25 protein-coding genes and 1 riboswitch are annotated in these 24,808 nt (G+C 37.3%); of the genes, 7 read left to right on the forward strand and 18 right to left on the reverse strand.

Annotation, left to right across the window (positions count from 1 at the left end; genetic code table 11):
- Positions 1–215 precede the first annotated feature (215 nt).
- Positions 216–1,217, forward strand: coding sequence for an acyltransferase family protein (locus ACB089_RS18535; RefSeq protein ID WP_374963362.1), 1,002 nt, complete (start codon positions 216–218; stop codon positions 1,215–1,217).
- On the opposite strand, the gene ACB089_RS18540 is transcribed toward ACB089_RS18535, so the two are convergent.
- Both ACB089_RS18540 and queF read right to left on the reverse strand, forming a co-directional pair.
- Positions 1,211–1,846: a queuosine precursor transporter gene (locus tag ACB089_RS18540; protein WP_374967593.1), complete on the reverse strand. Its 636-nt coding sequence runs from the start codon at positions 1,844–1,846 to the stop codon at positions 1,211–1,213. The genes ACB089_RS18535 and ACB089_RS18540 overlap by 7 nt on opposite strands.
- Positions 1,846–2,346 (reverse strand): preQ(1) synthase, encoded by a 501-nt coding sequence (gene queF, locus ACB089_RS18545; protein ID WP_374963364.1) that lies wholly within the window; start codon positions 2,344–2,346, stop codon positions 1,846–1,848. The genes ACB089_RS18540 and queF overlap by 1 nt, the downstream gene beginning before the upstream one ends.
- Before the next feature lie 276 nt (positions 2,347–2,622).
- Between queF and ACB089_RS18550 the strand changes: the two genes are divergently transcribed.
- From ACB089_RS18550 to ACB089_RS18560, 3 genes are read left to right on the forward strand one after another with little or no spacing between them, the layout of a single operon-like run.
- Positions 2,623–2,982, forward strand: coding sequence for a GntR family transcriptional regulator (locus tag ACB089_RS18550; protein WP_374963366.1), 360 nt, complete (start codon positions 2,623–2,625; stop codon positions 2,980–2,982).
- Between the two features lie 3 nt (positions 2,983–2,985).
- A complete protein-coding gene (locus tag ACB089_RS18555; protein ID WP_374963368.1) occupies positions 2,986–3,852 on the forward strand; it encodes an ABC transporter ATP-binding protein in 867 nt (288 codons plus the stop codon).
- Positions 3,849–4,526, forward strand: a complete 678-nt coding sequence (locus ACB089_RS18560; RefSeq protein ID WP_374963370.1) for a hypothetical protein — start codon at positions 3,849–3,851, stop codon at positions 4,524–4,526. Before ACB089_RS18555 ends, ACB089_RS18560 begins: the two co-directional genes overlap by 4 nt.
- Positions 4,527–4,612: 86 nt before the next feature.
- Here ACB089_RS18560 and ACB089_RS18565 read toward each other — a convergent pair whose 3' ends face one another.
- Both ACB089_RS18565 and ACB089_RS18570 read right to left on the reverse strand, forming a co-directional pair.
- Complete coding sequence (locus tag ACB089_RS18565) at positions 4,613–5,158, reverse strand: hypothetical protein (RefSeq protein ID WP_374963372.1); 546 nt, start codon at positions 5,156–5,158, stop codon at positions 4,613–4,615.
- A 290-nt stretch (positions 5,159–5,448) separates the two neighbouring features.
- Positions 5,449–6,804 (reverse strand): YjiH family protein, encoded by a 1,356-nt coding sequence (locus ACB089_RS18570; protein ID WP_374963373.1) that lies wholly within the window; start codon positions 6,802–6,804, stop codon positions 5,449–5,451.
- Between the two features lie 814 nt (positions 6,805–7,618).
- Between ACB089_RS18570 and ACB089_RS18575 the strand changes: the two genes are divergently transcribed.
- Entirely contained in the window at positions 7,619–7,960 is a 342-nt protein-coding gene (locus ACB089_RS18575; RefSeq protein WP_368635358.1) for a CotD family spore coat protein, read from the forward strand.
- Between the two features lie 154 nt (positions 7,961–8,114).
- Here the strand turns inward: ACB089_RS18575 and glnA are convergent, their stop codons facing one another.
- The 3 genes from glnA to ACB089_RS18590 all read right to left on the reverse strand — a co-directional run bounded on the left by glnA (position 8,115) and on the right by ACB089_RS18590 (position 11,329).
- On the reverse strand, positions 8,115–9,449 hold the full coding sequence (gene glnA, locus ACB089_RS18580; RefSeq protein WP_374963374.1) for a type I glutamate--ammonia ligase: 1,335 nt from the start codon (positions 9,447–9,449) through the stop codon (positions 8,115–8,117).
- A gap of 96 nt (positions 9,450–9,545) precedes the next feature.
- The gene (locus ACB089_RS18585) at positions 9,546–9,920 is read right to left on the reverse strand and encodes a MerR family transcriptional regulator (RefSeq protein ID WP_068983053.1); all 375 of its coding nucleotides are present in this window, start codon (positions 9,918–9,920) and stop codon (positions 9,546–9,548) included.
- A gap of 158 nt (positions 9,921–10,078) precedes the next feature.
- Positions 10,079–11,329, reverse strand: a complete 1,251-nt coding sequence (locus ACB089_RS18590) for an aminotransferase class I/II-fold pyridoxal phosphate-dependent enzyme (protein WP_374963376.1) — start codon at positions 11,327–11,329, stop codon at positions 10,079–10,081.
- A 260-nt stretch (positions 11,330–11,589) separates the two neighbouring features.
- Here ACB089_RS18590 and ACB089_RS18595 point away from each other — a divergent pair, with 260 nt between their 5' ends.
- Positions 11,590–12,195 (forward strand): trimeric intracellular cation channel family protein, encoded by a 606-nt coding sequence (locus tag ACB089_RS18595; protein WP_374963378.1) that lies wholly within the window; start codon positions 11,590–11,592, stop codon positions 12,193–12,195.
- 354 nt (positions 12,196–12,549) lie between these two features.
- Here ACB089_RS18595 and cobT read toward each other — a convergent pair whose 3' ends face one another.
- The 3 genes from cobT to ACB089_RS18610 all read right to left on the reverse strand — a co-directional run bounded on the left by cobT (position 12,550) and on the right by ACB089_RS18610 (position 15,065).
- A complete protein-coding gene (cobT, locus tag ACB089_RS18600; RefSeq protein ID WP_374963380.1) occupies positions 12,550–13,605 on the reverse strand; it encodes a nicotinate-nucleotide--dimethylbenzimidazole phosphoribosyltransferase in 1,056 nt (351 codons plus the stop codon).
- Positions 13,606–13,719: 114 nt separating this feature from the next.
- A riboswitch (cobalamin riboswitch) is annotated at positions 13,720–13,896 on the reverse strand.
- Positions 13,897–13,905: 9 nt separating this feature from the next.
- Entirely contained in the window at positions 13,906–14,121 is a 216-nt protein-coding gene (locus tag ACB089_RS18605) for a hypothetical protein (RefSeq protein ID WP_374963382.1), read from the reverse strand.
- Between the two features lie 179 nt (positions 14,122–14,300).
- A complete protein-coding gene (locus tag ACB089_RS18610; RefSeq protein WP_374963384.1) occupies positions 14,301–15,065 on the reverse strand; it encodes a YheC/YheD family protein in 765 nt (254 codons plus the stop codon).
- Between the two features lie 300 nt (positions 15,066–15,365).
- Here ACB089_RS18610 and ACB089_RS18615 point away from each other — a divergent pair, with 300 nt between their 5' ends.
- Positions 15,366–15,518: a hypothetical protein gene (locus tag ACB089_RS18615; RefSeq protein ID WP_374963385.1), complete on the forward strand. Its 153-nt coding sequence runs from the start codon at positions 15,366–15,368 to the stop codon at positions 15,516–15,518.
- A gap of 226 nt (positions 15,519–15,744) precedes the next feature.
- On the opposite strand, the gene ACB089_RS18620 is transcribed toward ACB089_RS18615, so the two are convergent.
- From ACB089_RS18620 to mutS, 8 genes are all read right to left on the reverse strand, one after another.
- The gene (locus ACB089_RS18620; RefSeq protein ID WP_374963387.1) at positions 15,745–16,047 is read right to left on the reverse strand and encodes a rhodanese-like domain-containing protein; all 303 of its coding nucleotides are present in this window, start codon (positions 16,045–16,047) and stop codon (positions 15,745–15,747) included.
- Between the two features lie 99 nt (positions 16,048–16,146).
- The gene (gene hfq / locus ACB089_RS18625; RefSeq protein WP_374963389.1) at positions 16,147–16,377 is read right to left on the reverse strand and encodes an RNA chaperone Hfq; all 231 of its coding nucleotides are present in this window, start codon (positions 16,375–16,377) and stop codon (positions 16,147–16,149) included.
- A 136-nt stretch (positions 16,378–16,513) separates the two neighbouring features.
- Entirely contained in the window at positions 16,514–17,416 is a 903-nt protein-coding gene (gene miaA / locus ACB089_RS18630) for a tRNA (adenosine(37)-N6)-dimethylallyltransferase MiaA (protein ID WP_374963390.1), read from the reverse strand.
- On the reverse strand, positions 17,403–18,320 hold the full coding sequence (locus tag ACB089_RS18635; protein WP_374963391.1) for an alpha/beta fold hydrolase: 918 nt from the start codon (positions 18,318–18,320) through the stop codon (positions 17,403–17,405). The genes miaA and ACB089_RS18635 overlap by 14 nt, the downstream gene beginning before the upstream one ends.
- 15 nt (positions 18,321–18,335) lie before the next feature.
- The gene (locus ACB089_RS18640) at positions 18,336–19,970 is read right to left on the reverse strand and encodes a glycerol-3-phosphate dehydrogenase/oxidase (protein WP_374963393.1); all 1,635 of its coding nucleotides are present in this window, start codon (positions 19,968–19,970) and stop codon (positions 18,336–18,338) included.
- Positions 19,971–20,094: 124 nt separating this feature from the next.
- Positions 20,095–20,295, reverse strand: coding sequence for a hypothetical protein (locus ACB089_RS18645; protein WP_374963395.1), 201 nt, complete (start codon positions 20,293–20,295; stop codon positions 20,095–20,097).
- A 51-nt stretch (positions 20,296–20,346) separates the two neighbouring features.
- Positions 20,347–22,209 (reverse strand): DNA mismatch repair endonuclease MutL, encoded by a 1,863-nt coding sequence (mutL, locus tag ACB089_RS18650; protein WP_374963396.1) that lies wholly within the window; start codon positions 22,207–22,209, stop codon positions 20,347–20,349.
- A 14-nt stretch (positions 22,210–22,223) separates the two neighbouring features.
- Complete coding sequence (mutS, locus tag ACB089_RS18655) at positions 22,224–24,794, reverse strand: DNA mismatch repair protein MutS (protein ID WP_374963398.1); 2,571 nt, start codon at positions 24,792–24,794, stop codon at positions 22,224–22,226.
- Positions 24,795–24,808 lie beyond the last annotated feature (14 nt).

Here is a 24,808-nt window from a genome sequence, read left to right on the forward strand (position 1 = left end):
ATTCGAGAACACTAATTTCACTGCGTGCTACAATCAGTTAAAAATTGTCATACATTAGTAAAATATCAACAAAAAACAACCCTTTATCGGTCAATATATATTTTCCTAATCTACACACCTGATGTTTTATCATAGATGCTACGTTCATATAAATAGTTAGGATGCATCTTGCTTAGCGCTGATGCCTTCAAATTTGCATATAGTGGGTGATCGAAATGGTGTATGAGTGGAATGTTTTAAGGGCAATTGCCTGCTTATCTATTGTATTATTACATGCTACAACTAATACAGAAATTATTAACGGATACATCGAAAATCCGTACTATCAATTTTTTAGATTAATATTATGTTTTGCGACGCCAACATTTATTCTATTATCTATTATTATTTTAGCAAAGCGCTATCCAGTCGAACTACCTCCTAACTTTTTATGGCGACGTTTTCAATTTGTTTATATTCCATTTGTTGCAGCTAGTATTTTGTATGCAGTATATGCAACGCTTCATTATGATGAAAGCTTTTGGAATGCACTGTATCGCCATATTGTCTTAGGAGATTTCTCGGGATGGTTTGTCATGACAATCTTTCAATTATACATTCTGTTCTTTATCATAAAAAAATATCAGCTATCAAGCATATGGCTAACACCAATTATGTTGGCACTTGGTATTTTATATATGACGCTCGCAAAGCTGAATGTTGATTTCTCTTTAGTGAACGACAATGTTGTTCGGTTACTGTTTGTTGGTTGGCTTCCTTTTTTTGCAATTGCTTATTTAATCGGTACGCATTATCGATGGGTTGCCTTATATATTAGTAAGTATAAATTTCTTACGCTAGTTTTCGTTGTTCTTTCAACATCTATACTGGCGATCAACTATTATTTGGGAGCCACTGAAATCACATCTAGACGATTAGATATGATGTTGCTTATTATTTCAATAACTTTATGCATTTTAGCATTTGGTCAAATTGCGCCGAAGCTAAAAATCATTAATTTAGTAAGTCAATATTCATTTGGTATATTTTTGATTCATTGGCTTGTTCAAGAATTTTTAGTCCCGTATACAGCACAAATACCTTCTACCTCTCTTCAAGTCATCGCGCTATTTCTATCGAGCATAATTGTCTGTATGTTGATTATCAAAATCATTTCATTTTTACCTTATAGCGCTTATCTAATTGGCAAGGCACACATAAAAAAGCCATCTCAGTAATGAGATGGCTCTATGCTTTTACGCTTGTCAAATTTCCGTGCAACATAAACTAGCCCGTAAACAAGTGGCGTTGCTACAATCGACGCTAAAAATTTAAAAAGATACTGTGTTATAAACAATGTCAATAATACTTTAAATGGCATTACACCATAAAAGGCTATCGTAATAAATAGTGCCGTATCGATGAGCTGACTTACCATCGTAGACGCATTGTTTCGAAGCCAAAGCTTACCGTTGCCATGCTTTTCCTTAAATTTACTAAATATCATGACATCCAAATTTACACTAACCGTATACGCTACAAGGCTTGCAATAATGACACGCATACTGCCACCAAGAATTATCTCAAATTCCTTTTGATGAGCAAAGGCTTGTGCCGGTGGTAGCTCAATGGCAATAGCAATAAAGCATGCCGCAAACACTTGTGCCATAAGCCCCGTTCTTACCGTGCGACTGCCCGCTTCCCTACCGTACACCTCGCAAATTACATCAATAAGAGGATACGTGAAAATAATAAGTATTGCTGCTGCAGGAAGTATCATCCATTCGCCTATACTAAACACTTTAACAGCTAAAACATTTGCCAAAATTAAAAAGCCAACAAACAACCCATTTAAATAATACAGCATCAACGATTATCCACCTTTTCAGGATACAAATCGTGGTTCATCAAACGATGTTCCGCCATTTTTTCATATTTTGTGCCTGGGCGACCATAGTTGCACCAAGGATCAATAGACAAGCCACCGCGCGGCGTAAACTTGCCCCATACCTCAATATAACGTGGCTCGATCAGCTTAACTAGATCATTCATGATGATATTGACACAGTCCTCATGAAAGTCTCCGTGATTACGGAAGCTAAATAAATAAAGCTTCAGTGACTTGCTCTCTACTAGCTTTTTATCTGGAATAAAAGAAATATACATTGTTGCAAAGTCAGGCTGCCCTGTCATTGGACAAAGACTTGTAAATTCTGGACAATTAAATTTTACAAAAAAATCGTTTTCCGTATGCAAATTGTCGACTGCCTCAAGTACTTCCGGTGAGTACTCAAATAAATACTTTGTGTTTTGGTTACCAAGTAGTGTTAAATCCTGTAATCCTTGATCATCTGTTCTTCCTGCCATAAAAATGCCTCCTCAAGTTGTGAGAAGTCCATTATGCGTGAAACCTAATAAAAAAAAATCGCCATATCCGCATTTTTGGGACATGGCGTAAATGACGTCATCCATAGTTTTTTATAGAGGGTATGCGCTATGAACCTCTTTTATATTCGCTAGTTATCTTAACTTAATGAATGCAATCCGTCAACTAAATTTTTTTCACATCTTGTGCATTGACAAAAATACCCTGACGTTATATGGTTAGTTACATAAGTAATTAACCAATCAAGGAGGTGGATTGTGATTCATTCTTTAAACAACGAAAAGCCCATTTTCCAGCAAATACGCGAACGAATAGAGGATGGAATTTTAGATGGCCACCTACAACCCGAAGATCGAATTCCATCCACAAATGAATTTGCAAAGGAATATCAAATTAATCCTGCAACTGCTGGAAAGGGCGTGAACGAATTAGTGGATAAAGGCGTAATTTATAAAAAACGCGGTGTTGGCATGTTTGTTAGTTCTGATGCTCGCGAGATATTAATTACAGAGCGTAAGGAAAATTTCTTTAAGCAACATATAGAGCCATTAAAGAAAGAAGCAATTAGATTAGGTATTTCAGTCGAAGAATTACAAAATATGTTACAAGGGAGTTAACGTATGAAAATTGAAGCGAAAAATGTTAGTAAGTCATATAGACATAGAGAAGCTTTGAGAAATGTCACTTTTACAATTGAAGGACCTAAAATCATTGGGTTTTTAGGTCATAATGGCGCTGGCAAAACTACATTCTTAAATTTATTATCAGGACTTATTGCGCCAACTAACGGGAATATCTCTGTCAATGGAGAAAATGTTTTCAATGCACCTGCAACTTTATGTGACATTTGTTTTGTTGCAGAGAGTGGAAACTTTCAAGAAGAAATGACAATTGCACAAACGTTAAAGGCTAATAGCTTTTTTTATCCGAAATGGGATGAGAATCTAGCAATGGAGCTTTTAGAAGTTTTTGCCCTAAATCCAAAAGATAAAGTTCGTAGTTTATCAAAAGGTATGGTATCTGCGTTAGGCATTATCACAGGCTTTGCGAGTAATGCAGCGATTACTATTTTTGATGAGCCTTACATCGGACTTGATGTTGCTGCTCGCAATACATTTTATGATTTATTGATTGAACAACAAACAGACAATCCAAGACTTTTTATTTTGTCTACACATTTAATTGATGAGGCAAGTGAGCTTTTTGAGGAAATACTTATTTTACACGAAGGACAATTACTTCTTCAGAAAACAGCGGAGGAATGGCACGAGCATATTGTTGCAGTAAAAGGGAGTGCTTCTGATGTTGAGCAGGCAATAAACGGGTTAGAGAGTATATACAAGCATATGTTTATGCAGGAGTTAACTGCAATTGTCTACGCTAATGGGCAATCCATCGAAGGACAGAACATTGTTCTTGGGCGTGTTTCATTACAGGATATGTTGGTGTATTTAAGTAAACAGCAGAAAGCGAGGACAATTAAATGAATACAGTAAAGGGTAGCTTTTATGTATTATTTCAAAGCTATAAAAAACAGATTATAACTTTTTGGTGCATTTTATTTTCAATCGTTCTATTTTCGCTATTCTTAGATAATTTCTTTGGGCAAAAGATTTTCATTGCCATCTCTGTTTCTATACCTGTTTATATCTTTTACAGTATAATGGCGGCAAAGCTACTAAATAAAACTTTGCCCTATTTTTTAAAACTTGGTTTAAGTCGCTTACAATATATGTTCAATGTAGGACTCTCTTTCATCTCATGGAGCTTAATAGGTGCCTTCATTATTGCTTGTACACAAAAAATAATTCCTTACGGTTCTAACCTATTCATTATCCACCCTATTTTACTAATTGATAATTCCCCATCATTTTTACAAACGATGGCATTGGATACTGTTTTACTGCTCTTCTTCCTTACATCTGGTCTTTTATTGAATGTTGTCTTTTATCGCTTAGGAATTCTTGGCGGTTACAGTTTTATAGGGTTACTCTGCTTAATTCCAATTCTTACAATCATTTTCAAGTGGTATTCTTCTTTGTTTAACCTACTATCAAATTTATCTACCTTTACTCTATTAAGTAGTTTATTAATTTTTAGTGCATTCATCTACTCTATCATAACAATGGCGATCCGAAATGCTTCTGTCAATCCAGCATAATTCTAGAGGCTATTCAAAAAAATGATGCCAAGTCCAAATTAAAGGTCTTGGCATTTTTGTATTAATTTCTGGAGAATTAACCACACTCATCCTTGAGTTGTATAGTCAATGGAATTGGCGATATCGACTAACACTTCAGGTGTCACCTTTTCTGAAACCCTTTTATCAATCCACAGCATATATTGCCAATCTCCTCTTTCAAAAGCGAGTACATTGAAACCTGATATTTCCATATAGATTGAAGTCGTTCCGTTTTTCAATTCGACTGTCTTTACTATATATTCCTTTTTAGACGGTAACTTAAAATGATTAGGTCGAACAGTTATTTTATAATGATGCTCTGGAAGTCGATTATTAATAAATGTAACTTCATAAAAATCATTCCTCTCACCATCCAGATTATTAAATCGACCAAAATGATGTGTAAAACTAATAGGAGGTACTCGAAGTGGTAGCTTTAGTTCTTGATGAAAGTGCCGCTCAAAATCGGAGGCAGCTGCTTCAACCGTTTTATAGCCTATTTCAGGATAAATTTCTTCATAAGGACTGAACGAATCATTTAGATAGGCATTATTTGGTTGAGAAAATAACAAATAAAAGGAACTTAAGCAGAGAGAAAAAATTCTGTCCATTTTATCACCTCAGTATCACTTTAGGTGTAGTTTTTCCCAACTCAATGAATTTATGCGGCAAGTTTTATTATGTTCACAGTTATTTATTCTTTTTTTATCATGACTAGATCCAACTTGTTTTAAAGCGTGGTGAAAAAGATATTTTTTTGCACAGGAAGTCTATATGCAAAGAATCACCTCTAGTACGCGGGTATTCTGCTCTGACGCGAAGTATTCTCTCTGTTACACGGATTTAAATAAAGAAAAAGCAATTATTCGCACTCATTAAATGCGAACAATTGCTTTTTAGATTAGAAAAGTAAATGTGCAACTAATGCTGCGATTGGTAGTGAAATAATCGTACGTAATAAGAAAATAACAACTAAATCAAAAAACTTCAGCGGAATTTTCGTACCTAAAATTAGTCCACCGACTTCTGACATATAGATAAGCTGTGTAACAGAAACGACAGCAATGACAAATCGTGTAGTTTCAGCTTCGATTCCTTCTCCTAAAATCGAAGGTAAGAACATATCAGCAAAGCCGACAACCATTGTTTGTGCCGCCTCAGCTGCTTCAGGTAAACCAAGCACTGTTAAAATAGGTTCAAACGGCTTCCCTAAAACGGTAAAAATACTAGTGAATTCAGCAAGCATTAAAGCAATGGTACCAAATGCCATAACAACGGGCGCTACACCAATCCATAAATCCAAGACATTTCTAGACCCATCTTTAATAAATTGAAGAGGATCACGATTTGCATGTGCGACTGCTAAAGCATTTTCTAATCCATGTGACATCGAATTATAACCTTTCGGTAATTCCTCACGTGATAAATCTACTGGAGTACCATCAATATAAGTATCTTCCTTGTTAGCAAGTGGATAAATTCGCGGCATAATTATCGCTAACACAAGACCGCAAAGTACAACAGTTATATAATATGGAATAAAATAGCGTGACAAGTGCACTGTATCCAATACGACGATACAGAACGTGATGGATACTACAGAGAAGCTTGTTGCAATAATGGCAGCCTCTTTTTTCGTGTAGTTCCCCATTTCATATTGCTTACTCGTCATCAGAACACCAATTGTTCCATCACCAACCCACGATGTAAGTGCGTCAACTGATGAACGACCAGGACTTTTAAAGAGAGGACGCATAATTTTCACCATCATTGTTCCGAAAAATTCAAGTAAGCCGAAGTTTGTTAAAAATGGTAATAGTAGACCCGCAAATAAGAAAATCGTAAATAAAAACGTTACCAAACCACCATCAGGGTTCATTAATAACCCACCAGTATTTTCATTATTAATCGCTGATGGTCCAAAATCAAACACAACCATTGAAGCAAATATTAAACCGATAATTCGTATTATTGTCCAAAACCAATTGACATAAAATAATGTATCTAAAATACTAGGCTTCTTTGTATTATCGCGAGGAATGAATTTGGCAATAAGTGAACCAATTGCCGAAATCGCAAACATAATGATAGTAAAATAACTAATAACAGGCGCAACAACACCCGCTAATATATTTGCTAAAATAGCAATCGGAACTTTCCATCCCTCATCTGTTAAGACTGGTGTCATGAATAATAGGACACCAATAAGAGAGGGGATTATGAAGTAAAAGTATGAAGAAGTAGGATATTTTTTCATAATTAAAAGCCTCATTTCTCTAGTTTTATCAAAGTTGTATACATCAGGCTTGTTAGTTATATACTGTTCAACCGCCAAGAAGTATATCTGTATAAAGCGAAACTTTAATCAGTGGAAATTTCTTTATCCTCCCTGATTATTATTCGCCAATTGGGCATTTACGAGCGGTTAATGAGGGATAAAATAAAAAAAGCATTCCTCTAAAAAGTAATAAAGGAACGCCTAAACACTACTTTTTTATAATTAACATCTGCAATGCAAAATTTTAACAATCCCAACATTATTCATAATTTACATTTATGAGCTACAAAAATATCGTAAACCCAACAACACATCCGGTTAATTCTACAACAAAATGAATTTTTATTCAATGTAAAATATTAGTTATTGTTATAATTCTCATCTGATATCATCCAGCACTTCTTCTTTGTATCATTACCTTTCAACAAAGCTCAATTTTACAATAGCTAAAATGTTGTCTAAATTATATATGTAACATTTAATGTATCCAACCTTGTTCAAAGGACGGATCTTCCTTACATACTGGCACTTTCAAACTATAATAAAGCATACCTATCATAAAAAAATTATTGAAAAGGTCATAAATACTTTAAATTTCGACATGCATTTCATCACTTCGGTTTTCGATAGTAGTTTACATTATTAACATTTGATGAAATTTTTCAATAATCATACCTATTTTGATTGCCTAAGAGATTTAACCAGCTCTTAATAGGCATACAAATAGACCACATTGTCTTTCATCTCATATCTTAAGTATGAACCACAACTTATCAAAACAGGAGGTTATAACATGTTTAAACGTATGCATCACCATGCAAAAGGTCCACATTGTTGTCCACCACAAGCATGCCCAACTCAATTTGATCCACCACATTTTTTACCACCAGAAGAATATATCCGTACCAATTACATCCATACGGTCGTGCCACATGTACAACCAGCACATATTACAACAGTTAACAAACATATGATTGATCATCAATATTACTTCCCTTTCACAGAATGTGTAGTGAATGAATGTTGCGAAAATCATACACTTTGCGATATGCGACCTGATCCTTGCCATATGCACCATCATCATCGCATGCCACACCACCATCATCATCACCATCAAAAATATATGGGCTATTAAATGGAATATGCGATGAGGTTATAATACGCCTCATCGCTTCTTTATTTTGATTGAAAATGTCTAGCGCCTATCAGTTCTTGTTATAGTATTTACTATCAAATTATTAATTCCAAAAGAAAAACCGAGTACCTTGACTAGGTACTCGGTTAATATATTAGTACATTTTTAAATATTGATCGCGTTCCCATTGATGTACTGTTGTACGGTACATATCGAACTCGATTTCTTTTGCTTCTTTAAAGTTTGCATAAATATGCTCCCCTAAAGCTCCTTGCGCTACTTTATCTTTAGCTAGTAATGCTAAAGCATCGTCAAGTGCTGGTGGTAAGTTTTCAATACCGTTCGCTTTACGCTCTTCTTCAGTCATTACATAGATGTTACGATTAATCGCAGCTGGTGGTGTTAATTGTTGACGAATACCTTCAAGACCAGCTTCTAAAATAACAGCCATTGCTAAATATGGATTTGCAGATGGATCCACAGAACGTACTTCTACACGAGTTGAAAGACCACGTGCTGATGGAATACGGATAAGTGGTGAACGGTTTTGAGCTGACCATGCTACATAACATGGTGCTTCGTAACCAGGTACAAGACGTTTATAAGAGTTAACTGTTGGGTTTGTTACAGCTGTGAAACCTTGAACGTGAGTAAGGACACCCGCCATGAATTGCATTGCTGTTTCAGAAAGACCTAGTTCAGTCGATTCATCGTAGAATGAATTCTCTTTACCTTTAAATAATGAAACATTGAAGTGCATACCAGAGCCAGCTTCACCGAATAATGGTTTCGGCATGAATGTAGCATGTAAGCCATGTTTACGTGCAATTGTTTTTACAACTAATTTGAACGTTTGGATGTTATCACAAGCTGTGATTGCATCTGCATATTTAAAGTCGATTTCATGTTGTCCAGGAGCTACCTCATGGTGAGATGCTTCGATTTCAAAGCCCATTTCTTCTAGCTCTAATACGATATCACGACGGCAGTTTTCGCCAAGATCTGTAGGTGCTAAGTCGAAGTAACCACCATGGTCGTTTACTTCTAATGTTGGTTCACCTTTTGCATCTAATTTGAATAAGAAGAATTCTGGCTCAGGCCCTAAATTGAAGCTTGAGAAGCCCAACTCTTCCATTTTTTTAAGGATACGTTTTAAGTTGTTACGTGGGTCACCAGCAAACGGCTCGCCTTTAGCAGTGTATACATCACAGATGAAACGTGCTACTTTCCCTTTTTCAGAAGTCCAAGGGAACACTACGAAAGAATCTAAATCAGGATGTAAATACATGTCCGATTCTTCGATACGAACAAAACCTTCAATGGATGAGCCATCAAACATCATTTTATTTTCTAGCGCTTTGTCTAATTGGCTTACAGGAATCTCAACGTTTTTAATTGTGCCAAGAATATCCGTAAATTGTAATCGAATAAAGTTTACGTTTTTTTCCTCGATAAGGCGTTTAATGTCCTCTTTTGTGTATTTACCCACAGTTTTCCACACTCCTATAAATTGTCTAGCTTTTATTATTACCCTACCCTATTAAAATAATCTAAACTGTTCACCAGAAGCGTACGTTTACATTAATTAATAGAATCGAGATAAATCCCCTTGTCTGATGGAAGATTTTTGCATGCGCTGTGCTTGACGCATTTCTTCACGCATAATGCGACGTAATTCTGAATCACTTAAATTTGGTTCTTCTGTTGCAACAGCGTCATTCTTTTTAGCGAATAGTTTTTTAATCTTCGCCATATTCATACCCTGTTCTAAGTAATCTTTAATTTCAAGCAGTATGTCGACGTCATTTAATGAAAACATTCGACGGTTGCCTTCTGTTCGGTGCGGCTCAATTAAATGGTGTTCTTCATAATAACGAATTTGACGTGCCGAAAGCTCGGTCAATTGCATCACAATATTCATGGATAATAACGGCATAGTTCGTCTAATTTCACGACTCATTTAAGTCCCTCCAATACCCGCTAATCATATAACGAAAATTTTACACTGTCAACTAGTCATGTAAGGTTTCCTGACATGAATTAAAATATTTTTTTCGAATTGATGAAAAATTGTAAAAAACTATTCAAAACGAAAGTATTGAATAGTTTTTTCATTTCTTATTTTTGAATTTTTTGTACTGCACTACAAATAGCAAATTTCACGTGTTCGTATGTTAACCCACCTTGAATAAATGCTGTAAATGGCGGGCGAATAGGACCGTCTGCTGTAAGCTCAATACTGGAACCTTGAATAAATGTTCCTGCCGCCATTATGACATCATCCTCATAACCAGGCATATAGGCTGGCTCTGGTGCATAATGCGCATTAATCGGCGAGTTCGCTTGAATTTCTCGACAAAAGGCTATCATCTGTTCCGCTGTTTGGAATGAAACAGATTGAATCAAATCCGTACGATCAGCAGCATAGCTTGGCGATGTATCCATGCCGATTTCTTCCAGCATCGCAGCTGTAAAAATCGCACCTTTTAATGCTTGCGAAACAACATGTGGTGCTAAGAAAAAGCCTTGATAGAAATCACCGAGTGTATTTAACGTTGCACCAGCTTCAGCTCCAATACCTGGTGATGTCATACGATAAGCACATTTTTCTACTAAATCTGCACGACCAGCAATATAGCCACCAATTTTCGCCAATCCTCCACCTGGATTTTTAATGAGCGAGCCTGCCATTAAATCAGCCCCAACCTCCGTTGGTTCCTGTGCCTCCACAAATTCACCGTAGCAATTATCAACGAAAATAACGGCATTTGGTGCTAATTCACGAATTTTCGCACACATTTCTGCAATTTGTGAAACGGTAAAGGATGGTCGTGTTGCATAACCCTTCGAACGCTGAATAGCAATCATTTTTGTATTTGGCGTAATAGCAGCGGCAACACCTTCCCAATCAATCGTTTTGTTATCGATTAAATCTACATGGCTATAACCGATTTTATAATCTTTTAACGAGCCAGTATCCTTGTCTCCTCCATCGACTATTGATTGCAATGTATCATACGGCTGACCCGAAATATAAAGTAATTCATCACCAGGACGTAGCACTCCGAATAAGCTAAGTGTGATTGCATGTGTTCCAGAAATAATTTGCGGACGTACAATGGCGGCCTCCGCTCCAAAGACCTCTGCATAAACACGTTCTAGATTGTCACGCCCCTCATCATCATAGCCATAACCATTAGACGGATGCAGATGATAATCGCTTACTTGATGCTTTCGGAACGCAGCAAGCACTTTTTGTTGATTGAAGAACGCCATGTCTTCTACCTTTGCATGAAACGGGCGCACCTTTTCTTCTATTTTAGTAGCTAACGCTAGTGTTTCTTCCATTAAATTAGTTGTAAAAGTCATTATATCCTTCTCCATTTCACATTTGTTCAAATCTTATCTTAACAATTTGTGAGCTTGCCTGCAAAACTTGCTATTGTTTCTAATTGCATTTTGCGCTAATCTAAATTGCGGACTTCATCTATTATGTCCTACTATAATAGGATATTTAATATCTGATAATTCCAAAGCATAAGTTGATACTTTTCTTAGCAAACACTTCTACGCTACAAAAAGGGTTTACAACTAATCAAAAAGATTTATTCATATAGGGAGTGAAAGGGTTGGCTTGGGAGGTTTTTAGTATTATTGGAACAATTGCCTTCGCTATTTCTGGGGCAATCATTGCAATGGAGGAAGAATACGATTTATTCGGTGTATATATACTCGGGATTGTAACCGCTTTTGGCGGAGGAGCTATACGAAATTTGCTCATAGGTTTGCCTGTAACAACACTGTGGGGACAGGATATGATGTTCCAAATTGCCATTGCAGCCATTACAATTTTTTTCTTATTTCCACATCGACTCATTCAACATTGGCATCGCTGGGGCAATTTCACTGATGCTATCGGTTTATCGGCATTTGCAATTCAGGGTGCTCTCTATGCCGTGAAGCTCGACATGCCCATTAGTGCAGTTATTGTGGCTGCGGTCTTAACAGGGTCAGGTGGTGGGATTGTTCGAGATTTATTAGCTAGACGACAACCATTAATTCTCCGTGATGAAGTCTATGGTGTGTGGGCAGCACTAGCTGGACTTATCATCGGGCTTGAATTATTTTCAGGGGATATCTATTTATATATATTGTTTGGTGTAATTACAGCACTAAGAGTTCTTTCATATATGAAGAAATGGCGTTTACCGTTGCGGAAGTTGCAACGGGCATAGCAAGTTTCCTTACATCACCGTATAACAACAAGAGGCTGGGACAGAACTCGATTATTTTGAAAAATAACGAAAACAGATAATAACTTTTCCGCTTCAATGAGTAGAGTGTTCCTTCCTAAATCAAAAAAATGTTAGACCAATTGCAATCGGTCTAACATTTTTTCTTTTTGTCCCAGCCTCTTATTTTTTATCAATAGCAGATTTTAAATCCTTTAACTATAACTTTTGTTTATGTGTAGCAGCGCCTAGAAACAATATATCCTAATAGAAATAGTATGTTAGCCTAAGTAAACTTTGTACTTGCTGACTAACTACTTTCATAAGAACTTGTTTTTAGAATCTCATAATATTTAATTACTTTTCTAACAGCAGCATAGCTTCCTCTAATGTTGTCATGTTTTTCATCATGGAACATGCTGCGTCCAAAATAGGAAACGCTAAAGCTGCACCAGAGCCTTCGCCCAATCGCATATTCATCTGCAACATCGGTTCAACTCCGAGCATTTCAGCAGCAATTTTAGCACCTGGTTCTTCGGAAGCATGAGAAGGAATGATATAGTCTTTTACTTTTGGTTCGAGTTCGTATGCAATAAGTGCAGCAATAGTAGAAATGAAGCCATCAATCACAACAGGCTTGCGATTTGCAGCTGCAGCGAGTACAACTCCAGCCATAGCACCTATTTCTAAACCACCAACTTTTGCAAGAATGTCAATAGCATCATCACGATTTGGTTTGTTTAATGTAATAGCATTATGAATAACTTCTATTTTATGGTCGATTCCACCTGGCCCAACACCTGCACCGACCCCTGTCACTTCAATCGGATGACACGCACGAAGAACCGATAATATTGCAGCACTCGGTGTTGTATTTCCAATCCCCATTTCACCTGTCCCGAGTACATTCGCCCCTTTTGCTATTTCTTCCGTAGCTACTTCAATTCCTACTTCAATAGATTGAATGGCTTCTTCCCTTGACATGGCAGGACCTTTTGCCATATTGTCCGTTCCATATTTAATTTTTTTTAGGATAACACCAGCATCATGCGGAATATCTTCTTTTACGCCAACGTCTACTGTGACAATTTTAGCATCTGTGATTCTTGCGATAGCACAGACACCAGTTCCACCTCTAGGAAAATTTAATGTTTGAAAGACCGTCACATTTTGTGGATTAGATGTCACCCCTTCATCACAAACACCATGATCTGCGGCACATACAATAATCGCTTTATGATCAATCGCAGGAAATAGTTCTCTTGTAATCCCAGATAGTTGCACAGCAAGGGTTTCTAGTCTTCCCAAACTTCCAGGAGGCTTGCAAAGTGCATCTATGCGTTCTCTTGCCTTCTCCATCATTTTGTGGTCAGTACTTTGAATGTTTTGTATCGTCTGTTGTAATAATTGCATGAAAATTTCCCCTTTCTTTTTTGCCCCATTACTCGAAGATATGATTTAGAGAAAAAAATAAAAAGCCTGTAGTTTATTTCATAACAAATAAACTACAGACTTTTCCATCGTCTATATAATACGAAGCAGTTAGGCAGGTCTCCTGGCTCAATTTCAACATTTCATAGAACCTTCCCAGACTATGCTAGTGGCATTCTCTATGAAACTCTCTTTTACAGTGGTGGGACCGCTAAAGCTTTTCACTTTATTCCCTATTCTCCCGCAATGGGCACCTAATGCTTTTATGCAATTATTTTAAATTTACGATAAAGTGTTTTTTGTGTCAATATATTTGATTAAATGAAAAATTGTTCCAAGGATTCCTTTGCTGGCATTCACTCTTTTGGAGTGAATGCCAGCAAAGGAATCTTTTAACACTTCGAATAACCAAATAAATCTAACGTACGCGAATTCAGGTTCCTGAGGGCTGGCAAATTGAGCCCATGCTGAATCTTCTCCAATAGAAAATTGATTCATAACGCGCCTACTCAACCATAATCCATTTTTTCTAGGTAAATTCCTAATCGTTCACAAGTAACGGATGCAATTAAGTTTCTTCTTTCCTATAAATATAGTAGGGAAAGTAATTTTTTGATGTATGTCTATTGAATAAAAATATGCTGATGACTAACATGAAAAATAACTACATTTCAAACTTAGCCTTCATTTTGCATTTTCCTAATCTCAACAATATTCTTCCAGATCGCCCTATCAACTTTGGCAAAACTACGTATGCTTGGCGTTGTATTTACTTCAAATAATATAGGTTTTCCTTCAAGATTTATTCCAAAATCAATGCCATATTCTCTACAAGGAAAGTGGGATGCTATTACTTCAGCTGCTAAAATTGAATCCTCTTTTAGAGAATCTATTGTTTGATCTTTCTTTGTATTATCCATCATCAAATAACTTGATAATAATTCCTCAATCGATATTGCTTTAGAACCCCGATTTGAATTGACAATCCCATGATCCTCAGTTGCCACCCTTCCGTAAATCCCACCAATTACCCATTTTCCCTTTAGATTTTGAACATGAACACGAATAGATATTGAATTCCCATCAGGGGTTAGACTTTTGACCCCCTCTTGTATAATATAAATTCCGCTTAATCTACCGTGTTTCTCATATGGATGTAGAACTTGGTGGAAATCCTCAATTGCTGCTACACATTTACTTATTTCTTCACCTTGCATGGTAAATCCGTTAAAACAATAGTGTCCATCTTTTCTTTTGTAGACTTTATACATTGCTCTTCCTTGTCCAGTGGTATTATGTTTCACATAAATATACTCATACTTATTTAATAAATAGATTAGGTTTTCTAGACTGTAAAGTGTTGATTCTGGCATGCAGTTAGTTGTTAAAGGATTTTGTTTTAAAAGTAAGCATTGTTCCCATTTTCCAAGTCCGTTTTTCAATAAACTCACCTCATTTAGTTAGATATTTTTATTTCTTTTGTATTGATAGTGTAGTCCTCTCCACTTATGGAGGTTACTGTATTGTATGTAAATAGATTTATCTTGCATAGGTGAGTGAGACTTGGTAACGCGATATCTCATATTTTTCATTTTGAGTCCCATAATTATATTTACTACACTAGAAAAGTAGCATTATGATTGTTCTCAATACACCATTTTTTGATTTCAACATCATTAGTTTCTAATATACCTGCCCTGCTAATCTTTACTTTTAGTCATATGATAATGTCGAGTCACAAGATGGAAGATATCGGAAAAACAACAAAATTTTTTAATGAAAAAATATACTCAGACACACTTAATTTTTTAATGGATACCTATAACGGTCTTTCCGCAAAAGTTGTAGAGGAAGTTGGTTTAAATGGGATTTGGGCGAGTGGTCTATCGATATAAGGATCATTAGGTGTAAGAGATAATAATGAAGCATCACGGACGTAGGTATTAGATATACCAGTTTAAACTTTGCCAGTTATAACCTAAAGATTCATGAGCAAAAAAAGGATAATCCATACAATAATTTCGAAAAAATTTTTAGCCTCATCATGAACTCACTAAAAAATAAGAACAAGAAAAAAGAAAGAGCAAATATTAATAGGCTCTTTCTCTTTAAAGTATGTCATTATTTAAATTCTAACTCTCCATCATACGCAAGCATGCCGCCTTCAAGGTTTGTCACGTCAAACCCTTGAGCTTCTAAGTATGAGCAAGCATTTGCTGAACGAGCGCCAGCTTTGCAAACGATAATGTATGGCTTTGAAGCATCTAATTCATTTACGCGATCAGGGATTGTCCCAAGAGCAATATGTTGAGCACCAGGAATCATACCATGTGCTACCTCATCATCTTCACGAACATCAATAATGTATAGATCTTCGTTCGCATCTAATAGTTCTAATATTTCTGTTGTCTCCATAGTTTTCATCTGTGTAGTCCTCCAATATATCGATTTCCTTTTACATTATAGCCTGAAGGCAAAAAAACAGCTAGTGTCATGAACACTAACTGTTTTACTCTAATGTTTCTATTCTTCTGTCTCTAAAAAATCGACTTGCTTTGCTGGAACAAATGTAGAAATAGCGTGTTTGTAAATAAGATGCTGTTTACTTTCAACATCTACTAATAACACTGTAAAATTATCATAGGATTTCACAGTCCCTTTTAACTGGAATCCGTTTAACAGAAACACAGTAACAAAAACACTGTTTTTACGTAGATGGTTCAAGAATGTATCTTGCAAGTTAATTGATTTCATCAAATATGCCTCCCCTTGCTCTCTTCCTACCTCTTCATTCCTATATTAGCACGTTCTACCAATTTATCAATTAGTAATTTTTAGAAATTTATCAAAAGTATAAAAACAAAATCTACGATAAGGCGAGATCAATCAACTATAGTTGTTCTTCATTTTTAAGAAAGTAAATATCCATTTTATTGCGGAAATATGTTAGCTGTCTTTTCGCATAGCGGCGAGAATTTTGTTTTAAACTGTCAATGGCTTCTTCTAAAGAACATTTTCCATCTAGGTAATCATATAATTCCTTATAGCCGATCGCTTGGATTGACTGTACATCTCGAATATTTTGCTGCCATAAACCCTTTACTTCTTCCAAAAGCCCCTTTTCCATCATTATATCAACGCGAAGGTTAATACGATCATAGAGCTCTTCACGTGACATATTTTGCCCAAGCCCTATAATCACATGATTGTAAAGTGGAACTTCTCCACGATTATGTGCTTCTGCTGCCTTTGAAACGCCACTAAGTTCAATCATTTCTAACGCACGTATGACACGGCGAGTATTATTTGGATGAATGGTCTCTGCTGTTTGTGGATCAAGGTTTTTAAGTTTAGCATGCATAGCCTCTGGACCTAATTTCTCCAGTTCTTCATAATAGGCTTTTCTTGCTACTTCATCTACCTGCTCCTCAGTAAATTGAAAATCATAGAGCACTGCCTGTACATATAAGCCTGAGCCCCCTACAATAATCGGTAGCTTGCCGCGTGCTTGAATTTCCGCAATTTTAGCACGCACTAATTTTTGATAGTCAGCTACTGAGAAAGGTTCCGTTGGCTCTTTGAAGCTAATTAAATGATGTGGCACACCTTCCATCTCTTCTTCCGTAATTTTCGCTGTACCAATATCTAAATCTTTATAAATCTGCATGGAGTCACCATTAATGATTTCGCCATTATATTTTTTCGCTAACTCAATGCTTAGTGCCGTTTTACCAGAAGCAGTAGGTCCTACGATTGCTACAACCTCTGCTCGCTGTATTTTATCTTGTATCATATTTTTCTAACCACCGTAATAAAACTTGATAGACTGCCTCTTGATTATCTTCGTTCAAAATTTCATGACGCTTATCCTCAAATAAGTAGACCGTCACATCCTGTAAGCCCGCTGCTGCAAATTGTTCTGCCACAGAGTATACGCCTTGACCTTGTTCTCCAACTGGATCCTTGCTACCACTTATCAATAATATCGGTAACTCTTTCTTTATTTTCGCTATCTCTTTTTTACGATTTAACGACTTAAAACCAGTTGTTAAATCCACAAAAAATTGATTTGTTGGGATAAAGCCACAATATGGATCATCTATATATTTTTGCACCTCATCCTCTGCCGAACATAACCAATCATACGCAGTCTTCGAACTTGGGAACTGCTTATTAAAACTACCAAAGCTAAGCTTATTTAATATTTTGCTCTCCGTCTCTTTACCAAATTGCTTGGCCAATGCTTTTGCTACTAAATTCCCCATCTTATGCAATGCTGTAACATTCCCTGTTCCACAAAGAATCGCATTATCCACTTGCTCGCTATACAATTGAATATATCTTCTAGTAATGAACGACCCCATACTATGACCAAATAAAATCAAAGGTACATCTGCAAATTGTGCATGCAATAATGTCACTACCTCATGTGCATCCTCTACTACACGGTCAAACCCATTTTGTTCAGCAAAAAAACCTAGAGTGCCATTATAAGCTGCCGTTTCTCCATGTCCTCGATGATCATGCATTGTCACTGCATAGCCAGCTTCATTAAGAGTACGAGCAAATTTCACATAACGTCCACTATGCTCCGCCATACCATGTAAAATATGAATATGACCAATACATGGATTCGACGGCTTGAATGTTCGAGTAAACAGGAAATGGCCATCTGACATTTCAATATAGCGCTCCATTACCTACACTCCTTCCTATACAAAACTTGTTGCATCTAAAATAGCTTGCTCTAGTTGAGCGATATAAGTATTTCTTTGTGACTCTGTATAGTGAAAATGTTGTTGCATAACTTGAATGACCTGCTGTTTATAACGTTTTACCGCATCAATATCGAAGTATAATAAGCCTGTACGGCGAATAAAGAAATCACTTGGTGTGTACACCATTTCTGCTTCTATGCCATAAAGTAACATTGCATGTAAGGCAAGGGGCATCGTACTTCCATGCTCATGCAAATATTTCACCTGGTTAAATAACGCATCTACATTCGTGCCATATTTTTGAACAAGTGTCTTCGCTTCATCATAATTAAGACCATATTGAACGCCTTCTCTTGCTTTATACGCAGTATAGTCAGGGAAATTGAGAGCGTTGATGCCTTTCGCACCAGAAAGCGATAATTCACGCGTTATACATGGACCTGCGTGCTTATATCTATGTGTTTTCACAATTTTATCAACGATCGTTTCTGCCATTTGACGGTAGCCTGTTAGTTTGCCACCTGCAATTGTCATTAGTCCACTTGGAGCTGTCCATATTTCATCTTTTCGTGAAATTTCAGATGGATCCTTTCCTTTTTCAAAAATAAGGGGACGTACACCTGCCCACGACGATTCAATCGTTTCTCTTGAAATATTTGCAGTTGGAAAAACAGTTTTTGCAGCATCCATTAAATAATCAACATCCTCTTTGGTTGCGACAGGATGTGCAGGGTCTCCCTCGTAAACTGTATCTGTTGTCCCAACATAGGTTTTGCCATCACGTGGAATTGCAAAGGCCATACGTCCATCCAATATATCAAAATATACTGCTTGCCTTAATGGAAAATCCTTTTGATCAAGAACAATATGAACCCCTTTTGTGAGTCGTAATTGCTTTTTGTCTGCTACTTTATCCTTGTGTCGGACCTCATCTACCCAAGGTCCAGTAGCATTAACGATTTGCGCAGCATGCACTTCGATCATTTTCCCTGTCACATGATCCTTTACTTTTATGCCTACAAGCTTTTTCTTTTGATATAAAAACTCTGTCATTTCCGCATAATTTAGACAAAGTGCCCCGTATTCAACCGCTTTTTTCAGCACCTCTATTGTCAGACGGGCATCATCCGTACGATATTCAACGTAATAACCACCACCGACAAGCTCATCTCGATTGAGTAAAGGCTCTAGTGCTGCTGCTTCCTGAGCATTCAGCATTGTTCTACGTTCATGCTTTTTGACACCTGCTAATCGATCATATACCTTCAATGCCAGTGATGTTGTTAATGGACTAAGTGAGCCCTTCTTATATAATGGCAGTAGCATTTTTTCTGGCGTTGTAACGTGAACCGCACTGTCATAAACAATTTCACGCTCACGACCAACCTCAGCTACTACACCTACATCTAATTGCTTTAAATAACGCAGTCCACCATGAATAAGCTTTGTTGAACGGCTTGATGTGCCAGCAGAAAAATCCTGCTTCTCAATCAAAGCGACTGATAAACCTCTAGATGCAGCATCAAGCGCAATGCCAGCACCAGTAATCCCGCCACCAATGACTAATACGTCAAAGCTATATTGCTCTAAAAAATGTATAATTTTAGGACGATGTTCAAATGAAAACATACCTTTTTCCCCCATTAGCTATGATTTGAAAATACATGTAACCTCTACAACTTTTGTGCCAGATTGCTTAAAGAGCCGGTCCTTATTGTGCATCCATTTCTGATTGATAAGTTTGGTTATTCATTCATAATACGGATATTGTCTCCTTATTCGACGTAAGACCTATTGTACCTGCTAGCGGAATATCCTCACCAAAGAATATACTTAGCGCAGTCTTTGTATAAATCTCTGGAGAAATTTTCACCTCTAGTAACATTGACATTGGAATATTTAATAGCGTACAAAGTTCTTCATCCCACTTCAAGTCGTAGATATTATACAGCAATGTACGAGTGGCAATACATTGTCCCCCTTTCTAAAATGTCAGGCGTTACAACTACATTACCCGTTTAAACATTTTCTCCACTTCATAAGTTGTAAAATGAATAAGTACTGGACGTCCGTGTGGGCATGTAAATGGATTATCAGCATTACGTAAATCTTGTAATAACGTTTCCATTTGCTCTTTCGTTAAATAATAATTGGCCTTGATCGATTTTTTACAGCTCATCATAATCGCTGCTGCCTCACGCATTTTTTTAACGTCCGCCTTTTTAGTTGTCAGCACCTGTTCAATTAAGTCCTCAATAATTTCCTGTTCTTCCCCTTTAGGAAACCAGCTAGGATGCTCTCTCACGACAAATGAGGACTGTCCAAACTCCTCTAAAAATACACCGACAGCTTCTAATTCCTGTCTATTTTCTCTTAAAAGAAGCGCCTCATCAGCTGCATAATGGAAGGTCAATGGGAGCAATAAAGCCTGTCGTTCATTCGGGTTTACCTGACCGACCTTTTCACGGAAAAATTCATATTTAATACGCTCCTGTGCCGCGTGCTGATCGATTAAATAAAAGCCATCCTCCATCTGTGCAACAATGTACGTACCGTGAATTTGCCCTACTACTTCAAGCGCAGGGAATGGTTCTTTAATAGACTCATCGTGTAAAATTTCTCTTGGTTCCTCTAGCGTCATTTCTTCAGGAGGATTTGCTTCCATCATTGGTGTTGGCTGCCAGCCATCTTCAATAACAGTAGGGACGGGCTCTGCCACTATAGGGTCTAATTGTTTTTGTTCCTGAACAGTTTGCACATCATAAAGCTTTTCTACAATGGCATTCATTTTCTCCACATTAAGCTTTGGTGCCGGCTTCCATATATTTAACTGCTCTGTCGCAGGCTTCGCGACTTTTTCCTTCTTTTCCATTTGCGGCACTCGAATAACATGGCGTATTTGCTCTCGTATTGTTTCCTCAATTAGTTTAAGAAGCTCTGGTTCTTTACTTAAACGTATTTGATGCTTAGCAGGATGAACATTGACATCTGTTAAATAGGGATCACCTTCGATAAAGAGTGCCACAATCGGAAAACGCTCAATTGGTAAATACGTATGATAGGCATCTACAATCGCTTTTTGTACTAAATAATGCTTCACCCAGCGACCATTAACAAACAACGACATATAGTTTTTCGAAGCACGAGTCACCTCCGGTAGTGACACGAAGCCAGAAACTTTATAATCGTGTGACTGTCCATTGAAGGACACCATTTTCTTAGCATTATGCACACCGTAAATGGCAGCTAATACTTGCTGCACGTCACCTCGTCCATTTGTTTGTAACAATTGCTGACCATTATGTAGCAATCTAAACGCAATTTGTGGATTCCCAAGTGCAAGACGGTTCATTAGGTCAATGGTATGCCCAAGCTCGGTCTGTATTGTTTTCATATATTTTAATCGAGCAGGTGTATTGAAAAATAACTGTGCCACTGTAATATCTGTTCCTTTACGCAAAGGACCAGGTTTATGTGTAGCGACGTGTCCACCTTCAAGCTCTAAATAAGTACCTGATTCACCATTTGACGTAATGAGTGTCATTTTCGACACCGATGCAATTGATGCTAACGCCTCACCGCGGAAGCCAAGTGTACGAATTCGAAATAAATCATGCTCCTGATGGATTTTACTTGTTGCATGGCGAGAGAATGATATTAATGCATCCTCTTCATCCATGCCACTACCATTATCAATTATTTGAATTGAAGTGAGGCCCGCTTCTAGTAAAAAAACATCAATGGACGTACTTCCTGCATCAATGGCATTTTCAACAAGCTCTTTGACTACAGAGGCTGGCCTTTCAACTACTTCCCCTGCAGCGATTTTATTAGACAGCCACTCGTCCATAATTTGTATTTTTCCCATAGCGCATCACTCCTTTACTTTTTTGCGTTTAATAATTGCTGCTGTAATTCATATAAAATATTCATCGCTTGCATTGGTGAAGTGCCCAGAATATTTACCTTTTCTAAGCTTTTAAGCACCTCTGCCTCTGCTGGAGCGATTGGTTCCGCCTCCGCAAATAGTGACATTTGCATTGGCTGTTCAGCAACCTCCTCCTGTGACTCAGCTACTACCTTTCCAGCCTCGAAGTTTTCAAGCAGAACTCGTGCTCTTGTTAAAATTTCCGCTGGCAATTGTGCAAGCTGTGCTACATGAATTCCATAAGATTGATCGGCAGCTCCCTTTTTCACCTTGTGTAAAAAGACAACTGTGCCATTTTTTTCAGTAGCAGATACGTGTACATTCTGCAGTCGAGGAAGCTCCTTTTCAAGTGCTGTTAATTCATGATAATGCGTTGAAAACAGTGTGTTTGCCCCAATTTTATCATGGATATATTCCATCATCGATTGAGCAAGACTCATGCCATCATAAGTAGATGTCCCTCGACCAATTTCATCAAACAACATCAAACTATTTTTCGTAGCATGCATAATAGCGTGCTGAGATTCTAACATCTCCACCATAAATGTTGATTGTCCAGCAGCTAAATCATCCGCTGCACCGATACGTGTAAAGATCTGATCTGTAATTGGTAACCTAGCTTTTTCAGCAGGCACATAACAGCCCATTTGTGCCATGACAACGATCAGTGCAACCTGACGCATATACGTACTTTTACCGGACATATTCGGTCCTGTAATAAGCATCATATTGTTAGTATCCTCAAGTACACAATCATTTGGTACATACATTTGCTTATTAAGCATTTTCTCAACAACTGGATGGCGCCCCTCAATAATTTCAAGGGAACGACCTTCATGAAATTCAGGCTTCGTAAAACGATATTTCTCCGAAACGCTCGCAAAGCTTAAAAGCACATCTAATTCACTAATACTTGCCGCTAACGCTTGTACACGTGGAATAAATGCCTTTAACTCATCGCGTATTTCTACAAACAAGTTGTACTCTAACGTTAAACTCTCTTCTTCAGCATTTAATATTAATGCTTCTTTTTCCTTAAGCTCCTGTGTAATATAACGCTCGGCATTTGCCAAAGTTTGCTTACGTTCATAGCGTGTTAAATCAGCTAAATGGATGTTCGATTTTGTAATTTCAATATAATAGCCGAAAATTCGATTATAGCCGATTTTCAAGTTTTTAATGCCAGTTTTCGTCCGTTCTTCTTGCTCTAGCTGCGCAATCCAATCCTTTCCATTACGAGAAGCATAGCGTAGCTCATCTAATCGCTCATTGTAGCCATCGCGTATGACGTCACCCTCTTTAATCGTAATTGGTGGATTATCTGTAATAGCTCGAGCTAATAATGCCTCTACATCCTCACACATATCCAATGCTGCACCTAGCTTTTGCAATGTTTCTTTATTGGTACTAAGTAATTGTTGCTGAATAGCAGGTACTTGACGTAACGAATCACGTAGCTGTGCTAAATCTCGTCCACCAACATTCCCGAAAGCAACACGACCAGCTAAACGCTCTAAATCATATACTTGTTTTAAAGAGGCTTGTAGCTCTGTTCTTACAAAATACTCTTCCAATAAATCAGTCACGATTGCTAATCTTGCTTCAATGGCAGAACATGTTGCAAGAGGCTGATGTAACCACTGTTTTAACTTTCGCCCACCCATTGCAGTTACTGTGTCATCTAATAGCCATAATAGGGTACCTTTTTGATCGCCACCGCGTATAGATTGAATAAGCTCTAAATTACGCTTTGAGCTAGAGTCAATTCGTAAATAATTTTTCATTTCATTGTACGTAAATGTTTGAATATGTGATAACGAACGCATTTGTGTTTTATCGATGTAAGCAAGCAAACGAAGACAAACAACATGTAACTCATTTGGCACCGCTTCTAAATAGCTTGCTGCTTTGTCCATTGTCATTTCATCCGTTTCAACAGAAAGCACGATACTAGCATTGATTGCGTGCTCCGTTAACAAAAGCTGTAAACTATCCGTTACAATCAGTTCACGAATACCATATGCCTGCATTTGCATTAAGAGTGCTTTGCCATCGCCCTCAATAGAGGAAGCAACTGCCTCACCCGTCGATAAGTCTAAATATGCATAGCCGAATGTTGTGTCATCAAGTTGCTCTGCCGCACCAATAAAATGATTGGTTTTACCATCGAGTGCTTTCCCTTCCATAATCGTACCCGGTGTAATAAGTTGTACGACTTCACGTTTCACTACACCCTTTGCTTGCTTCGGATCTTCTGTCTGCTCACAAACGGCAACCTTATAGCCCTTTTGCACAAGTGTTTCAATATAATTTTTCGCCGAATGATGAGGAACGCCGCACATTGGAATACGCTCTTTTGCGCCAGCATCCCGGCTCGTTAATGTTATTTCTAAAATTTGTGAGGCATTAATTGCGTCCTCAAAAAACATCTCGTAAAAATCGCCTAGTCTAAAAAATAAAAAGGCATCCTTATAATCTTCCTTTACCTGCAAATACTGTTGCATCATTGGTGTGTAAGTTGTCATTTTTTATATTTACC

The sequence above is a fragment of the Lysinibacillus sp. RS10 genome (assembly GCF_041956855.1).
GTDB lineage: Bacteria > Bacillota > Bacilli > Bacillales_A > Planococcaceae > Lysinibacillus > Lysinibacillus xylanilyticus_A.

Coding starts and splice junctions, on each gene's coding strand:
- ACB089_RS18535 (WP_374963362.1), top strand. CDS start 216: ATGGTGTATGAGTGGAATGTTTTAAGGGCAATTGCCTGCTTATCTATT.
- ACB089_RS18540 (WP_374967593.1), bottom strand. CDS start 1,846: ATGCTGTATTATTTAAATGGGTTGTTTGTTGGCTTTTTAATTTTGGCA.
- queF (WP_374963364.1), bottom strand. CDS start 2,346: ATGGCAGGAAGAACAGATGATCAAGGATTACAGGATTTAACACTACTT.
- ACB089_RS18555 (WP_374963368.1), top strand. CDS start 2,986: ATGAAAATTGAAGCGAAAAATGTTAGTAAGTCATATAGACATAGAGAA.
- ACB089_RS18560 (WP_374963370.1), top strand. CDS start 3,849: ATGAATACAGTAAAGGGTAGCTTTTATGTATTATTTCAAAGCTATAAA.
- ACB089_RS18565 (WP_374963372.1), bottom strand. CDS start 5,158: ATGGACAGAATTTTTTCTCTCTGCTTAAGTTCCTTTTATTTGTTATTT.
- ACB089_RS18570 (WP_374963373.1), bottom strand. CDS start 6,804: ATGAAAAAATATCCTACTTCTTCATACTTTTACTTCATAATCCCCTCT.
- ACB089_RS18575 (WP_368635358.1), top strand. CDS start 7,619: ATGTTTAAACGTATGCATCACCATGCAAAAGGTCCACATTGTTGTCCA.
- ACB089_RS18585 (WP_068983053.1), bottom strand. CDS start 9,920: ATGAGTCGTGAAATTAGACGAACTATGCCGTTATTATCCATGAATATT.
- ACB089_RS18590 (WP_374963376.1), bottom strand. CDS start 11,329: ATGACTTTTACAACTAATTTAATGGAAGAAACACTAGCGTTAGCTACT.
- cobT (WP_374963380.1), bottom strand. CDS start 13,605: ATGCAATTATTACAACAGACGATACAAAACATTCAAAGTACTGACCAC.
- ACB089_RS18605 (WP_374963382.1), bottom strand. CDS start 14,121: ATGAATCAATTTTCTATTGGAGAAGATTCAGCATGGGCTCAATTTGCC.
- ACB089_RS18615 (WP_374963385.1), top strand. CDS start 15,366: ATGGAAGATATCGGAAAAACAACAAAATTTTTTAATGAAAAAATATAC.
- ACB089_RS18620 (WP_374963387.1), bottom strand. CDS start 16,047: ATGAAAACTATGGAGACAACAGAAATATTAGAACTATTAGATGCGAAC.
- hfq (WP_374963389.1), bottom strand. CDS start 16,377: ATGAAATCAATTAACTTGCAAGATACATTCTTGAACCATCTACGTAAA.
- miaA (WP_374963390.1), bottom strand. CDS start 17,416: ATGATACAAGATAAAATACAGCGAGCAGAGGTTGTAGCAATCGTAGGA.
- ACB089_RS18635 (WP_374963391.1), bottom strand. CDS start 18,320: ATGGAGCGCTATATTGAAATGTCAGATGGCCATTTCCTGTTTACTCGA.
- ACB089_RS18640 (WP_374963393.1), bottom strand. CDS start 19,970: ATGTTTTCATTTGAACATCGTCCTAAAATTATACATTTTTTAGAGCAA.
- mutL (WP_374963396.1), bottom strand. CDS start 22,209: ATGGGAAAAATACAAATTATGGACGAGTGGCTGTCTAATAAAATCGCT.
- mutS (WP_374963398.1), bottom strand. CDS start 24,794: ATGACAACTTACACACCAATGATGCAACAGTATTTGCAGGTAAAGGAA.